The sequence below is a fragment of the Flavobacterium caseinilyticum genome (assembly GCF_004349085.1).
Classification (GTDB): domain Bacteria; phylum Bacteroidota; class Bacteroidia; order Flavobacteriales; family Flavobacteriaceae; genus Flavobacterium; species Flavobacterium caseinilyticum.
Map to the genome: position 1 here is coordinate 992599 of NZ_SMFM01000001.1, position 15254 is coordinate 1007852.

Below are 15254 nucleotides of genomic sequence, written 5' to 3' on the forward strand. Positions count from 1 at the left end.
TTTAAAAATTAGTGAGTTAATCTTTTAATTTTTGAATATTTAAATCTTTCAATATAAAATAAATGAAACTAAAAAAAATAAACGAAGAGTTACAACAAGCCCTCATTGAAAACGGTTTGACTGAAGCCAATGCGATGCAAAAAGAAACATTTTCGACACTGAAAAGTGGTTCAGATTGTATTATTATTGCGCCAAAAGGAAGCGGGAAATCAACGACAATTGTGTTAAATGTAATTCAGAGATTGGCAGGCGCAACCGAAGAATCGCCAAGGGCTTTGATTATTGTTGAAGACAAAGCGAAAGTATTGGAAATGGAATTGCTTTTTGAAAAATACGGAAAGAATTCTAATTTAGAAGTCTATGGTGTCCATGACAAAGGGGATATGGAATACGATAAAAATTATATTTCCAGCGGAATTGACGTTTTGATTGGGACTCCAAATAAGTTGAGTGAAATGTTTACCACGGCTGGATTCAACGTAAACCGATTGAAAATGTTTATTTTGGATGATGCTGATCCAATCTTGAAATTGCGTCATGAAACAAAAATTATGCGTATTTCGAATAGTATTGTAAGAACTCAACGTATCATTTTCTCGGAACAATTCACGGAAAGAATAGAAGTTCTTGCTGAAAAAATGTTAGAAGAGCCTTATGAATTCGATTTTGATGGAGAAGATGAGGACGAAGACGATGAAGATTTTGAGGAGGAAGAAAACTTGGAGGCAGATGCAGAAGAGGATTTTGAGGAATTAGAAGGCGATGAAGAAAACGGTAATAAATAATTAAATAAAGAGTGAAATGGGATTAATGAAAGTGTTTTCGGGAAGTGAAGTTTTAGCAATGGCGTTACAAGAAAAAATTGAAGCGATTGGTGTAAATGTAGTAGTAAAAAATAATATACAATCGGCTCGATTGGGAGGATTTGGAAATTCAGATTTAGCAGTTGAATTATTTGTTCAGGAAACTGAGTTTGCAAAAGTGAACCCAGTTATTGAAGAATTCAGAATGAGTATATAAATTAGTATATTTGCTGTTCAAATACCTCTATAACATGGATATAGCTGCAAAAAAGATAGAATTGATGGATTGGTTACTTCATATTAATGATGAAAGTAAACTAAAAAAAATAATAGCGCTTAAATCTGTTTTAGACCAAGAAGTTGTTGCTCATACTATAAGTGGTTATCCAATTGATAAGGAAGAATACGTTGCTATGGTAAAAGAAGCTGATGAACGAATTTCATCTGGGAAATATACAACGATTGAAGATTTAGAAAAAGAAATCGAGAAGTGGTAATATGCAAAAGCTAATTACCATATTTTGGGATAATGAAGCGAAAGCAGATTTGAAATTAATATTTGAATTTATCAAGTTAAAATCTCCCCAAGGAGTGAGGAACGTTATCAGAGATATTGTCCTTCAAAGTAAAAACATTCATTTTGTAGAACAATATCAAGTAGATGAATTCTTAGGGGAACCATACAGAAGAATGATTGTTCGAGATTATAAAATTATTTATAAAATTCATTCTGAAACTGAAATTCGTATTCTTCAAATTTTTGACACTCGTCAGAATTCAATCAAATTGAAAAAGTAATTTGTGAATCCGCAGTAATTGAAATTACTACTTTTAAAAAATAAAAATGAAATATAAAATGTTGGTTTTGGACATGGACGACACTTTGTTGACTGATGACCATACCATTTCAAACGAAAATAAAGTGATGTTGTCTAAGGCAAGAGAATTGGGGGTGCATATTGTTTTAGCATCCGGAAGACCAACGCCAGCAATGATCGCTTATGCTAAAGAATTACATTTGGATAATTCGTATATGATATCATATAATGGAGCTGTCATTACAGATTTAAAAGAAGATAAAGTCATTTTTGAGCAAACGTTAACCCAAGAGCAAATCCATGAATTGTATGATTACAGTTTGAAAAGTAAGACACACATTATTACTTACGTCAATGGGAAAATTGTAAGTGAAACGGATTCTGAATATATTGAAATCGAAAAAAACATCACCGGTTTAGTGCATAACAAAGTGGTAAGTTTTAAAGATGAAGTCCAATCTTCAGCTGTGAAATGTATTTTATTAGAAGAGCCAAATTACTTAAAAGAAGTAGAAAAAGATTTGAAAGCAGCGATGCCACATCTTAGTGTCAGTATGTCCAAGCCTTTTTTTCTTGAAGTAGCTCAAAATGGAATCGATAAGGGAGCCAGTATTAAATTTTTAGCCGAAAAATTAAATATACTTCAAAGTGAAATTATTGCTGTTGGAAATGCAGGTAATGATTTAACCATGATCGAATATGCAGGACTAGGAGTTTGGGTTGATAATGTTGATCCGGAATTGAGAGATAAAGGCGATGTTATTGTTGCATCTAACAACAATCATGGAGTGGCAGAAGTTGTGCGACGATTTATTTTGAATTAAAATCTATTATTTGAATAGTAATCACATAAAATCCTTTCCAACTTTAATTTTGTTGTTAAGGATTTTTTCTGATTATTTCTTTTTCACGTTTTTTAAACTCAATAAATTTAAAGGATTTATTCCTAATCCCAAAACATTTTTTCTGGTAAATCTAGCCACTTTATCGTAAAACAAGGGTATTACAGGAGCTTCCTCGATAATTATTTTATCCATTTTTTGGTAAAGCTCATAACGTTTGTCATTATCAGTTTCGTTGAATGCCCTTTCGTAAAGCACATCAAATTGTTGGCTTTTGAAATGGGTATAATTAGGTCCTTCAGGAGAATGGTTTTTACTGTAAAATAATGACAAATAATTTTCGGCATCCGGATAATCAGCAATCCAGCTGGCTCTGAAAAAGGAGACTTTTCCAGAAGAAATTGCTTGACGCAATGTCGATGGCGGACTGATGTCTACCTGAACATCTAAACCAATTTTTTGCCATTCGCGTTGTAAATATTCTCCGATATCTACATATGATGCGTTAGTGCTTAGCGTAATTATTGGTTTTTTATCGCCGGTACTTTTTTTATAATCATTAATTAATTGTTTCGCTTTTTCAATGTCGTAATCATATCCTTTTGCATTATTGAAACTTGGGAGACCCATTGGTATCATTCCGTTTACGGCTGGAGTTCCCATGTTATTTCGCAGGTAGGTAATCATTTTTGGGCGATCAAAACCGTAGTTCATAGCTTGTCGAATGCGTTTATCGAGGACAGCTTTATCACTGCCATCCATTCTAAAACCAAGATATTCCGTATTAAGGTAGGGGCCGGTTATAAGATTGACTGTGCTCTTGTATTTAGGTTGTAATTCCCCTTTTTGGGTCAGAATCTCATCTTTGTAAGAAGGATCTAATCCCGAAGTAAAATCTAATTTTCCTTGAATAAACTCCAGAAAACCACTTTGCTTGTCCGGTAAAAAGGTAATTGCGACCGCCTCGAGATAGGGAAGGGAGTTTCCATCATTATCTTTTTCAAAATAGATTGGGTTTTTTCTCAAAACCAATTTTACATTTTCTTCCCATAATTTGAATTGAAATGGACCGGTTCCTATAGGATTTGAGCGAAAATCAGTGCCATAATAGGACACAACTTCTTTTGGCACGACAGAGGCATATTTCATAGCCATTAAGCCTAAAAAAGCCGGAAAAGGTTTTATTAACTTTACATTAAAAACACTGTCATTCTGCGCCTTAAAGCTTTCCACATTTTGCAATACCCAGCCACCTGGTGAAGCCACTTTTTCATCTAATAAACGCTTCAAACTGTATTCAAAATCGGGTGCTTTTACGATTCTAGTACTATCATTTCCAAAAAGAATGTGTTTTTGGAAATAGACATCTTTTCGCAAAAGAAAGGAATAAGTCATTCCGTCAGCTGAAATTGTCCAAGATTTTGCAATATCCGGCTGAATGTTTAGGCTGTCGTCGAGCTGCACCAATCCATTAAAGATATGATTGCATGCCCAAATATTGGATTGAACCTTCGAAAAAGCAGGGTCTAATGAGGTAATATTTGAACTTTCATTGTAACGAAAAATGAGCTGATCTTTATTTTGTTTTTCTTGCTTTGAGCAAGAAATTAATGTGAGGACAATACAAAATATTGAGATATGGTAAATTATTGATTTCATTTTAAAGAATATTGTTTGTAAATTTGCACACTATTTTTACAAAGATGTAAATATAATAAGATACTACTTAAAACGTAGTTTATCACTATGGAAAACAGAAAAAAAGTTGCTTTTTATACACTCGGTTGCAAATTAAATTTTTCCGAAACATCTACGATTGCTCGCTCTATTCAAGATGAAGGATTTGACCGTGTAGATTTTGAAGAGGTGGCTGATATGTATGTCATAAATACCTGCTCAGTTACTGAGAATGCTGATAAACAATTCAAACAGATTGTAAAAAAAGCAATGAAGCTCAATAGTAAGGCGTTTGTTGCGGCCGTAGGTTGTTATGCGCAGTTGAAACCGGAAGAATTAGCTGCAGTTGATGGTGTGGACCTGGTTCTTGGTGCCACTGAAAAATTTAAAATCAAAGATTATATCAATGATTTGTCCAAAAATGATATGGGCGAAGTGCATTCTTGTGAGATTTCGGAAGCTGATTTTTATGTGGGAAGTTACTCTATTGGTGACAGAACGCGAGCTTTCCTGAAAGTGCAGGATGGATGTGATTACAAATGTACCTATTGTACAATTCCGTTGGCAAGAGGAATTTCACGCAGTGATGAACTGGAAAATGTATTGAAGAATGCCAAGGACATTTCAGCGCAAAACATCAAGGAAATTGTTCTTACCGGTGTCAATATTGGCGATTACGGAAAAGGAGAATTTGGAAATAAAAAACACGAACATACCTTCTTAGAACTGGTTCAGGAATTAGACAAAGTAGAAGGAATCGAAAGATTGCGAATTTCGTCTATTGAACCAAATTTATTAAAAAATGAAACTATTGAATTTGTGTCTAAAAGCCGAACTTTTGTTCCGCATTTTCACATTCCGTTGCAATCCGGAAGCAACGATATTCTAAAGTTGATGAAACGTCGTTATTTACGTGAAGTTTATACTGAAAGAGTAAATAAAATTCGGGAAGTAATGCCGCACGCTTGTATTGGCGTGGATGTTATTGTTGGATTTCCTGGCGAAACCGACGAACATTTCCTCGAGACATATAATTTTCTGAATGAAATGGATATTTCGTATTTACATGTTTTCACTTATTCTGAACGTGATAATACGGAAGCAGCTGACATGAGTGGAGTGGTTCCTACTAACGTTCGTGCTAAACGGAGTAAAATGATGCGTGGGTTATCCGTGAAAAAGCGTCGTGCTTTTTATGAAAGCCAGTTAGGAAGCAATAGAACTGTTTTATTCGAAAGCGAAAATAAAGAAGGCTATATTCACGGTTTCACTGAAAATTACGTGAAAGTTAAAACACCTTGGAATCCAGAATTAGTAAATACTTTGCATGAAATCAATCTGACTAAAATCGATGAAGACGGAAGTGTACGAATTGATTTTGTTTCGGCTTTGGTTTAATTATTAAACATTTAAGTCATTTAAGTTTTAGAATTAACCAGGAATTTAACAAACAAAGAGATTAAGAGAGTAAGAGTGAAATTTAATAATTGACTCGAAAGTTTTAAACCATTAAGAGATTTAGAAAATTAAGCACAACACTTAATAAAACTTAATTTCTTAATGGTTTTATATTTTAAGTTTAAATGCCTTTATGGCTAAAACTTATATGACTTATATGTTAAATAGGTTTACGGATTCGTAGACCAAATACTGCTGTTTTTGATGAAAACGCGACGATTTAATTTGAGTTGCGCGATGATTAATTCGGCCATATCTTCGGCTTGCATGACTTTTTCCGGGTTCCCGTCCGTTAATTTTAATTCTTTGGCCATATCAGTAGCAACCGTACTGGGTGTTAAAGCCGTTACACGAATATTGTGCTTACGAACTTCCTGCATCAATGATTCAGTCAAACCTAATACTGCAAATTTAGAAGCACTGTAAGCGCTGGTTAAAGCATTTCCGCTTAATCCCGATGTTGATGAAATGTTTATAATATCGCCTGTTTGTCTTTCAATCATATTTGGCAAAACGGCGCGAGTTACATAATAGGTCCCCATTAAGTTTACCTGAATTATACGTTCCCAATCTTTTGGTTCTAATTCTAAGAATTTTCCAAAAGCAGCTATTCCGGCATTGTTGATCAAAATATCAATAGTTCCAAATTCAGATAAGGCTTTCTCTACGGCAGCGTTTACTGATTTGATATCAGCTACATCAGCGGTTATAGCAAGTGCTTTAACTCTTAAAGAACGCACTTTTGCAGCTACACTGTCTATCTCTTCTTGTGTTCTGGCAACCAAAATCACATTTACACCTTCTTTTGCTAAGGCCAAAGCGATCGCTTTTCCAATTCCCTTTCCTGCGCCAGTGATCAGGGCGTTTTTATTTTTTAAGTCGTTCATTTTTTAATTTTTAAAGTTTTTTTCTAATGTCAATTTGTAAATATCCGTTTCCAGAACTTCAGTGTCTTTGTCTTCACAGAGTAGAAATTCGATTATTTGTTTTGAATTCGTATGTAACGTCAACCCTTCGAATTTATGGGTTTCCGAAATTTGTTGGGTAAATGTCAGTTCGAAAGTATCGATGGATAAAGCGCCTATGAAACTTCCCAACACTTCTCCGTCGTAATACGTTGAGGCTGTGTCTTCGGCGGCGGCCAGAAAATAGATTTTATCTTCGACGAGAATTGCATCGGTAAAGGTAGCTTCTATGTTTTTGATTTTTGGTAATGTGATTGAGAAAAAGTGAATGTTATTCTCTTGTTTGTCAATAGTAAAGATCCCGTTTTTGGATTGCGCTCCATTTCCTCGTTGGAATAAATACCAGTTTTCATTGTGAAATAAAGCACCTTCCAAGTTTAAATCGTCATCTGAAACAGCAGCGGTTTGTTTTAGTTTCTCATACATTGCAGATAAATCTTTTTCGACAATTGCTTTAGAAGTGAGGTCATAGCTGATGCGTTTGTTTCTGTTAGGAGTGGAGCCCGAACCGAAAATATATAATTTAGTTCCTTTTTGGGTTATCGATTCAAAATCGAATTTGTCTTTTTTGGGAATGTTTTCCTGGCTGTTCTCGAAAAGTTTTATTTTATGGAGTTCTCTTTCTTTGATGTTGTATTCATAGAGAAAAGAGCTGTTGTCAGATATTATAAACATGGAATCATCTTTTTGAATAAGTCCTGAGGCAGAACCAATTCCGACGATTTGAAATAGTAATTCGAGTGTGAATTTTTCCATGATGTTTATTTTTAAATCAGATGTCCTAGCCCTGATGGAAGCGATATCCTTTTCCTTTTTTTCTTTTAAAAGGAAAAGATTCAAGCGTACAGCAGGAAATAGCTCCTGAAATTCATCAGGATTAATACTTATTATTTATTATATTTGATAATACAAAGATAAAATATTTCTTATGAAGTCTATAAATCCAGACGATTTTAAAGTGATTGACAAAATTGAATTGTCAAAAATTCCTACGGACCTATTGAATAAAAATAGTGATGATGAAAAGGAAGATAAATTAGATAAAGTACAAGTGAAATTGAGCGAAATACAGGATGTGATGTACGCGCACAATCGCTATGGCGTTTTGATTTGTCTCCAAGGTATGGATACGTCGGGGAAGGATAGTTTGATTCGAGAAGTTTTTAAGGAGTTTAATTCACGCGGTGTGGTGGTGCATAGTTTCAAAACGCCTAATTCGAATGAGTTGGAGCACGATTATTTGTGGAGACATTACTTGGTTTTGCCTGAAAAAGGAAAATTTACGGTTTTTAATAGGTCTCATTATGAAAATGTTTTGGTCACACGAGTACATCCTGAATATATTATGAAGGAAAATTTACCGGGTATTGAAAACACAGCGGATATTACGCCGCAGTTTTGGGAAAACAGAATGCAGCAAATTAACAATTTCGAGAAGCACATTACCCAAAATGGAACTATTATGCTGAAATTCTTTTTGCACCTGAGTAAAGAAGAGCAAAGAAAACGTTTGCTAAGAAGGCTGGAAGAGCAAAAGCACAATTGGAAATTCTCGACAGGCGATCTGAAAGAACGGGATCGCTGGGATGATTATATGCATTATTACGAGGAAGCAATCAACAAAACAAGTTCAGAATATGCACCTTGGTATGTCATCCCCGCTGATGATAAGGAAATGGCGAGGTATATTGTTGCCAAAATTATTTGGGAAGAAATGCAAAAGCATACTGATATTCAGGAACCCCAAATGGACGAAAAAATTAAGGAAAATATAGAAATGTACAAAGACATGTTGGCGAAGGAAAAATAATTTTGAATTGAATTTTGACGTAAAATTTTCCTGTTTAAGTTTATAAAATCTGGTAAAAACAAAAAAAATGCGCTGAAGTTCAGCGCATTTTTTTTACTAATTCAAAATAGTTTTATAGTTCAAAACCATAAGCTAAACGAACACCTACTTGTCCAACTCCTCTACCAAGTGAACCGTTGTTGTTTAAACGATCAAAATGATTGTAATGTGTATAGTTCAAAGAAATATCTATGTATTTAGTAGCGTAACCTAAACTTGGAGATAACAATAAAGAAGTTTTGTCTCTTGTATTGTCTACATTACTTACTGCAAATGCTGCACCAGCTTCTCCCATAACGTAAAATTGGTCATTCCATACGAAAGCTTTAAAACCTGCTTTAGCTGGGATAATACCTAAATCTTTTCCTTCTTGACCAGTAAACCCATCAGCTTTGCTTACAAATAAATTAGTGTAACCTGTAGTCAACGTCAATGAGTATCTTTTTGATAAATCATATTGACCTCTAACATCCGCTCCTAACGCCAATTTGTAAGGGTCATTAACTGAATATCCAGCATTTGCACCAAATCCTAAACGGAATCCTTGATCGTAATTTGTTGCTTTGTTTGTTTCTTGAGCTTCTACATTGCTAGCAAACATCATTGAGATTGTAAGTGCTAATGCGAATTTAATTTTTCCTGCGATTTTCATAATTGTATTTTTAAATATTTTCGTTGTTTTTGTGGGTTTTGTTTGGCTAAAAACAACGGTGCAAAATTAAGCCTCCCGCTTTTTAAAAAGTTATATAATTATGTTGATTTGTTATAGAATTCCTAGTTTTGCTTATTGGCAGTTTAAAAAAACAATGGTTTAAAATGCAATAGTATCAATACAATTCAAAGCTTCTAATTATCTTTGCCCAAAAAAAGACAAAAAGTGAATTTATCTATATACTTCAAAGAGTTTTCTTATAATATTAAATTAGCTTATCCTGTAATTTTGGGAATGTTAGGGCATACGTTAATAGGAATCGTTGATAATTTCATGGTTGGTAAATTAGGTTCTACAGAGTTGGCCGCCGTATCGCTCGGAAATAGTTTTATTTTTATTGCAATGTCTCTTGGTATTGGATTTTCGACTGCAATTACCCCATTAGTTGCCGAAGCGGATGCCGAAAACGATGAGCAAAAAATCCGTACCACATTTCATCACGGACTGCTTTTGTGTACGGTTTTAGGAGTTACTTTGTTTATTCTGACGGTTTTGTCCAAACAAATTATGTATTTGATGCATCAACCCAAAGAAGTCGCTGAAATGGCTGCACCTTATATTGATTGGGTTGCTTTTTCGTTAATTCCAGTGATCATATATCAGGGATACAAGCAATTTGCAGATGGCTTAGCCAAAACAAAATATTCGATGTATGCTATTTTGATGGCCAATGTGGTGCACGTTTTTTTTAATTATGTATTAATTTACGGAATTTGGTTCTTTCCAAAATTAGGAATTCTGGGTGCAGCATTAGGAACTGTAATTTCAAGGATTATGATGGTTGTCTTTATGCATTATCTGATGAAAAAGAATTCAGCACTCAATAAGTATTTTAAGAATTTCAGTTTCAAAGAAATACGAAAATCAATTTTAAAGAAAATCATTAATCTAGGTTTGCCGTCAGCAATGCAAATGTTGTTTGAAGTAACGTTATTTACGGCTGCTATTTGGCTTTCGGGTTCTTTAGGGAAAAATAGTCAGGCTGCCAATCAGATTGCACTTATTCTGGCATCCTCCACTTTTATGGTTGCGATGGGTTTAAGCGTCACGGCAATGATCCGTGTGAGTCATACTAAAGGTATGAACGACTATAAAAAATTAATCGTAGTGGCAAGATCAATCTTTTTGTTAGCGATAATTTTGGAAACTATTTTTGCGATAATATTTGTCGCATTCCATAAATTCTTACCGCATCTCTTTTTAAACATGTCAGATTCGGCTCAAATTCTCGATAACAACGAAATCATTAGTATTGCTTCACAATTGCTTTTGGTTGCAGCTATTTTCCAAATCTCTGATGGAATTCAAGTGGTTGTATTGGGTGCGTTACGCGGTTTGCAAGATGTGAAGATTCCTATGTACATCACCTTTGTGGCGTATTGGGTTATTGGTTTTCCTATTTCCTATTATTTAGGAAAATACACGGAACTGAAAGCTGTTGGAATTTGGATCGGACTTCTGGCAGGATTAACAGCTGCCGCATTATTTTTGTATATTCGCTTTGCGAGATTGACAAGAAAGTTGGTTATGCAAAACGAGAATAAATAAAATAATAAATTACTTAAATATTAAATTCATGGAATTACCAAAATTTTTACTAGGCGACAATACTGATTTCCCCGAAGATATTTTCATCATACACCTTGATTACCCAAGGTTTATCATCAATCTTAAAGACGATGAGGTAGAGTTTATGGAAGAAGCAGAAGATCTTGACGAAGGGGAATTGAATGCTGAAATGGAGGGATTAATTGTTCTTGCCAACGAATTTTACGACAGAGAAATGGAACGATACGAAAAGGAGTAAGTTTAATTTTTAAAATACTTTTCTAATAATTTTTGAGCGGCTGCAAAGGGTGAAATTTCATCATTTTGCACCGCTTTTTTAGTTGACTCCAATGATTTCTGAATTTCCGGATCGCTGTAAAAATTAGTTTTCAATTGCTCATTGATGGTTTCCAACATCCAATATTGGTTTTGTTCTTTCCGTTTTTCAAAGAAATAATTATTCCCTTTTGTCAGTTCCAGAAATTTCTGAATGGTTTCCCAAACATCGGATATTCCTTCATGGGTTATGGCGCTGCAGGCTGCAGTTGTGGGTGTCCAACCTGATTTTTTGGCAGGAAAAAGATGTAATGCCCTATTAAATTCCAGTTTGGCAAGATTGGCTCTTTTGATATTATCGCCATCTGCTTTGTTGATGACAATAGCATCCGCCATTTCCATGATTCCGCGTTTGATACCTTGTAATTCATCGCCCGCACCAGAAATTTTTAATAAAAGAAAAAAATCAACCATGCTGTGAACGGCGGTTTCACTTTGACCTACGCCAACCGTTTCTATGATGATGGTATCAAAGCCGGCAGCCTCACAAAGCGTTATAGTTTCTCGGGTTTTTCGAGCTACACCACCTAATGTTTCCCCTGAAGCGGATGGACGTATAAAAGCATTTTTATCTTTCACCAATTCTTCCATTCGGGTTTTATCACCCAAAATGCTTCCATGTGAAATCGTACTGCTTGGATCAACGGCAAGTACCGCTACTTTTTTCCCTAAATTGGTCAAGTATTTTCCAAAAGCTTCAATAAAGGTGCTTTTTCCAACGCCAGGAACGCCAGTAATTCCTATTCTAACAGATTTATTGGCATGAGGCAAACAGGCATTAATTACTTCATTGGCTTTCGCCAAATGATTGACGTTCGTGCTCTCGACCAAAGTAATCGCTCGGCTCAGTGCTGTAATATTTCCGTCTAAGATTCCTTCAACCAGTTCTTTTGCCGAAGGTTGTATTTTTCTAAAGTGCTGAATATTCCCAACAGCAACCGCGCTGATAATTTCTGGAGCGGAAATTCCGGGTTTTTCGTTTAAGGCGCTTGGATGGGGTTTTTTATTTGGCAAAACTATTTTTTAGAATAGTAAAAATAATAAAAACTATCTTGAATTGACGGTCATTCTCTTAAAATGTCATTTCATTTTAATGGTTTTGCTTTTGGTACTAATATATCACAAACTTTATCTTTTTTGAATTCATTTTATTTCTTATTAGTCAATATCTTTACGGAACTATGAGCAATTTTATCTTAATCTTTGTTTTTTTATTTCTAGGTATTGTATTCCAAAATATAAAAGGCTTTCCTGTAACAATTTACAAGCTGTTAAACAAGATTGTTATTTACATCTGTCTTCCGGCTTTGGCTTTGTATTATATTCCAAAAATAAAATGGAGTAATGAATTGTTATTTCCAATTGGAGTTGCTTGGATTGGTTTTGTTGTTTCCTATTTATTTTTTAGTTTTTTAGGCAGCAAATACGGATGGTCTAAAAAACTTATTGGTTGTTTAATTTTAACGGCGGGTTTGGGGAATACTTCCTTTTTAGGTTTTCCAATAATTGAAGCATTATACGGAGAAGAAGGTTTGAAAACAGCAATTCTGGTGGATCAACCCGGTTCTTTTGTGGTACTTTCTACTTTAGGAATTCTTGTGGCAACTTTATACTCCAGTGGCAACCCAAATGGTTTTCAAATCGCAAAAAAAATTCTTCTTTTTCCTCCATTCATAACTTTTTTGATTGCTTGTCTGATGAATGTTTTGAATTTTGATTTTCATGAATACGTTCAGCTCTCCCTGCAAAAATTGGGAAGTGGAGTGACACCTTTGGCATTGCTTTCGGTTGGTTTACAACTGCGTTTTGAACGAAAAAGCCAGCATTGGAAGTTTTTAGGATTGGGGCTTTTGTATAAATTAATTTTAACTCCGGCTCTCATTTACGTGTTGTATGTCGTAATTTTGCAACAGCACTCTAAAATTATCCAAGTTGCCATAATGGAGTCAGCGATGGCGCCAATGATTACCGCATCTATTTTAGCTTCTTCACACGGTTTAAAACCTCGTTTAAGCAGTATGATGATTGGTTTTGGAATTCCATTATCGTTTGTCACCTTGTTGTTTTGGTATTTTGTGGTTCAGTATGTTTAAATTTTATAGGACGAATCGGAACCAATAATTAATAATATAGTTTTTATAAATATGAATTCATCTCTTGATACTGTATCAAAACCAGACACAACTCCTATTGCGCAGCAAACCGTGTATTCCATATTATTTTCTATAGCATTCGCCCATTTATTGAATGATTTATTGCAAGCCGTAATTCCGGCAGCGTATCCTATTTTAAAGGAAAATTTCAATTTAACTTTTACACAAATCGGATTAATCACCTTGGCGTATCAACTGGCGGCTTCGATATTGCAACCTTTAGTTGGTTTATATACGGACAAAAAACCCAAGCCATTTTCCCAAATTTTCGGCATGCTGTTTACCTTATCGGGAATCGTATTTTTATCCTATGCTTCCAGTTTTGAAATGATTATAGTTTCGGTAGTTTTGGTCGGAATTGGTTCTTCAATTTTTCATCCTGAAGCGTCCCGAATCTCCTTTTTGGCATCAGGCGGGAAGCGTGGTCTAGCACAATCCATTTTTCAGCTGGGAGGCAATGCCGGAACAGCAATCGGACCTTTGTTGGTCGCTTTAATTGTGGTTCCAAATTCACAATATTATATCATTTGGTTCGTGGTGGTTGCCATTATCGGATTGATTGTTTTAAGTAGAATTGCACGTTGGTATCAAAACCATTTGAGTTTGAGAAGTGCCAAAAAAGCGGTAATCGATTTGCCGAATTTATCTCAAAAAACGATTGTGATCTCAGTGGCAATTTTGTTAGTTTTAATATTTTCAAAATTTTTTTATATGGCCAGTATATCCAGTTATTTCACTTTTTACCTGATTGAAAAATTTGGATTATCGGTTCAGGAAGCACAATTTCACTTGGTCTTATTTCTAGCCGCCTGTGCTATTGGAACCCTAATTGGCGGGCCATTGGGAGATAAATATGGAAGAAAATATGTGATTTGGTTTTCGGTTTTGGGAGCAGCACCTTTTACTTTATTGTTGCCGTACGTTGATTTGTTTTGGACAGGTGTTTTATCAGTTTTAATTGGAATCATCATCTCCTCTGCTTTTCCGGCAATCTTGGTTTATGCACAAGAATTATTGCCTAAAAAACTCGGAATGGTTTCCGGTCTTTTCTATGGTTTTGCCTTTGGAATGGGTGGTTTGGGTTCCGCCTTATTAGGAAATCTTGCAGATCATACCAGCATTACGTACGTCTATTATATTTGTGCGTATTTGCCTTTGATAGGAATTATTGCGCTCTTTTTGCCAAATTTGAAGAAGAAATAATATAGTAAATAATACAAGAGTACAAAGTATCAAATGTTTCAAATTCTATAACTTTAGTCATACCAATTGCTATTTAGAATATAAAGAAGGAGACATAAGTTTAAAGTGAAATATTGAAATTTAATTATTAAATAGCAGATTTGAAAATTTAAGATAGCTGTAAACTTTTAAAACATTGCATTATTTCCTTTAGTTTTTAAACGAAAAACCCCGAAAGTTTTATTTTCGAGGTTTATTTTTATTTAAGTCATAGGAAAACTTTATTACAGAGCAGTAATAATAAACTCGCTTCGTCTGTTGAGTTGATGTTCTTCCTCGGTGCAATTTACATCGTCTTTACACTGATTTACAAGTTGGTTTTCTCCGTATCCTTTGCCGGTCAATCGGCTTTTATCGACTCCGTTTTTGATTAACCAGCTGATGGTTGATTTAGCTCTTCTTTGTGATAAAGATTCATTGTATTTAAAAGTTCCACGGCTATCGGTATGAGATCTGATGTCGAGTTTCATCGTTGGATTTTGGTTTAAAACATCTAATATTTTCTCTAAATCCAGAGCGGCTTCTACTCTAATATTAGATTTATCAAAATCGAAATAAATCATTTTTATGTTGAAGCATTTACCCAAATCATCACCAATAGTTACTTTACATTGTGCTTTTTCCAAAGCGATTGGCAAGTGGGTTTTTCCATTGACTGTTGCAATAGTTATTTTTTCTTCTTTGGTGGTGTAGTCTGCTTTTTCAGCTCTGACACTGTAGTTTTGTCCACATTCTACAGCAAAAGTATAATTGCCTTTGTCATCAGAAGTAGTTGTACTAACCATATTAAACTGACTGTCGTATAAGGTTAATTTAGCATTTGGAAGTACTTCTGTAGTAGCTATATCGGT

The 15254-nt window shown here is 34.7% G+C and carries 17 protein-coding genes; 11 read left to right on the forward strand and 6 right to left on the reverse strand.

Features of this window, described 5'->3' with window-relative positions:
* The first annotated feature begins 62 nt into the window (after positions 1 to 62).
* From E0F89_RS04425 to E0F89_RS04445, 5 genes are read left to right on the forward strand one after another with little or no spacing between them, the layout of a single operon-like run.
* Positions 63 to 785, forward strand: coding sequence for a DEAD/DEAH box helicase (locus E0F89_RS04425; RefSeq protein WP_131908621.1), 723 nt, complete (start codon positions 63 to 65; stop codon positions 783 to 785).
* A gap of 16 nt (positions 786 to 801) precedes the next feature.
* Positions 802 to 1020 (forward strand): DUF2007 domain-containing protein, encoded by a 219-nt coding sequence (locus E0F89_RS04430; protein WP_131908622.1) that lies wholly within the window; start codon positions 802 to 804, stop codon positions 1018 to 1020.
* Positions 1021 to 1054: 34 nt separating this feature from the next.
* A complete protein-coding gene (locus tag E0F89_RS04435) occupies positions 1055 to 1300 on the forward strand; it encodes a hypothetical protein (protein ID WP_131908623.1) in 246 nt (81 codons plus the stop codon).
* Position 1301: 1 nt separating this feature from the next.
* Positions 1302 to 1601, forward strand: a complete 300-nt coding sequence (locus E0F89_RS04440; RefSeq protein ID WP_131908624.1) for a type II toxin-antitoxin system RelE/ParE family toxin — start codon at positions 1302 to 1304, stop codon at positions 1599 to 1601.
* Positions 1602 to 1647: 46 nt separating this feature from the next.
* Entirely contained in the window at positions 1648 to 2445 is a 798-nt protein-coding gene (locus tag E0F89_RS04445) for a Cof-type HAD-IIB family hydrolase (RefSeq protein ID WP_131908625.1), read from the forward strand.
* Positions 2446 to 2517: 72 nt separating this feature from the next.
* Here E0F89_RS04445 and E0F89_RS04450 read toward each other — a convergent pair whose 3' ends face one another.
* Complete coding sequence (locus E0F89_RS04450; protein WP_131908626.1) at positions 2518 to 4122, reverse strand: ABC transporter substrate-binding protein; 1605 nt, start codon at positions 4120 to 4122, stop codon at positions 2518 to 2520.
* Between the two features lie 87 nt (positions 4123 to 4209).
* Between E0F89_RS04450 and mtaB the strand changes: the two genes are divergently transcribed.
* On the forward strand, positions 4210 to 5538 hold the full coding sequence (gene mtaB, locus E0F89_RS04455; protein WP_131908627.1) for a tRNA (N(6)-L-threonylcarbamoyladenosine(37)-C(2))-methylthiotransferase MtaB: 1329 nt from the start codon (positions 4210 to 4212) through the stop codon (positions 5536 to 5538).
* A gap of 230 nt (positions 5539 to 5768) precedes the next feature.
* Here the strand turns inward: mtaB and E0F89_RS04460 are convergent, their stop codons facing one another.
* Both E0F89_RS04460 and E0F89_RS04465 read right to left on the reverse strand, forming a co-directional pair.
* Positions 5769 to 6485 (reverse strand): 3-ketoacyl-ACP reductase, encoded by a 717-nt coding sequence (locus E0F89_RS04460; RefSeq protein WP_131908628.1) that lies wholly within the window; start codon positions 6483 to 6485, stop codon positions 5769 to 5771.
* Between the two features lie 3 nt (positions 6486 to 6488).
* On the reverse strand, positions 6489 to 7319 hold the full coding sequence (locus E0F89_RS04465) for a DUF6929 family protein (protein WP_131908629.1): 831 nt from the start codon (positions 7317 to 7319) through the stop codon (positions 6489 to 6491).
* Between the two features lie 172 nt (positions 7320 to 7491).
* On the opposite strand from E0F89_RS04465, the gene E0F89_RS04470 reads away from it, so the two are divergent.
* Entirely contained in the window at positions 7492 to 8373 is an 882-nt protein-coding gene (locus E0F89_RS04470) for a PPK2 family polyphosphate kinase (protein WP_131908630.1), read from the forward strand.
* A 112-nt stretch (positions 8374 to 8485) separates the two neighbouring features.
* Here E0F89_RS04470 and E0F89_RS04475 read toward each other — a convergent pair whose 3' ends face one another.
* Complete coding sequence (locus tag E0F89_RS04475) at positions 8486 to 9064, reverse strand: hypothetical protein (RefSeq protein WP_131908631.1); 579 nt, start codon at positions 9062 to 9064, stop codon at positions 8486 to 8488.
* A 225-nt stretch (positions 9065 to 9289) separates the two neighbouring features.
* Here E0F89_RS04475 and E0F89_RS04480 point away from each other — a divergent pair, with 225 nt between their 5' ends.
* Entirely contained in the window at positions 9290 to 10672 is a 1383-nt protein-coding gene (locus E0F89_RS04480; RefSeq protein WP_131908632.1) for an MATE family efflux transporter, read from the forward strand.
* Positions 10673 to 10700: 28 nt separating this feature from the next.
* Entirely contained in the window at positions 10701 to 10931 is a 231-nt protein-coding gene (locus E0F89_RS04485; protein ID WP_039110009.1) for a hypothetical protein, read from the forward strand.
* 2 nt (positions 10932 to 10933) lie between these two features.
* Here the strand turns inward: E0F89_RS04485 and meaB are convergent, their stop codons facing one another.
* Positions 10934 to 12022 carry a methylmalonyl Co-A mutase-associated GTPase MeaB gene (meaB, locus tag E0F89_RS04490; RefSeq protein ID WP_131908633.1) on the reverse strand — a complete coding sequence of 363 codons (1089 nt, stop codon included), beginning with the start codon at positions 12020 to 12022 and terminating at the stop codon, positions 10934 to 10936.
* Between the two features lie 167 nt (positions 12023 to 12189).
* Here meaB and E0F89_RS04495 point away from each other — a divergent pair, with 167 nt between their 5' ends.
* Together E0F89_RS04495 and E0F89_RS04500 are read left to right on the forward strand one after the other, a co-directional pair.
* On the forward strand, positions 12190 to 13101 hold the full coding sequence (locus tag E0F89_RS04495; RefSeq protein ID WP_131908634.1) for an AEC family transporter: 912 nt from the start codon (positions 12190 to 12192) through the stop codon (positions 13099 to 13101).
* A 51-nt stretch (positions 13102 to 13152) separates the two neighbouring features.
* Positions 13153 to 14364 (forward strand): MFS transporter, encoded by a 1212-nt coding sequence (locus E0F89_RS04500; protein ID WP_131908635.1) that lies wholly within the window; start codon positions 13153 to 13155, stop codon positions 14362 to 14364.
* Positions 14365 to 14627: 263 nt separating this feature from the next.
* Here the strand turns inward: E0F89_RS04500 and E0F89_RS04505 are convergent.
* The coding region (locus tag E0F89_RS04505; RefSeq protein WP_165929971.1) for an OmpA family protein at positions 14628 to 15254 on the reverse strand (627 nt) is incomplete at its 5' end.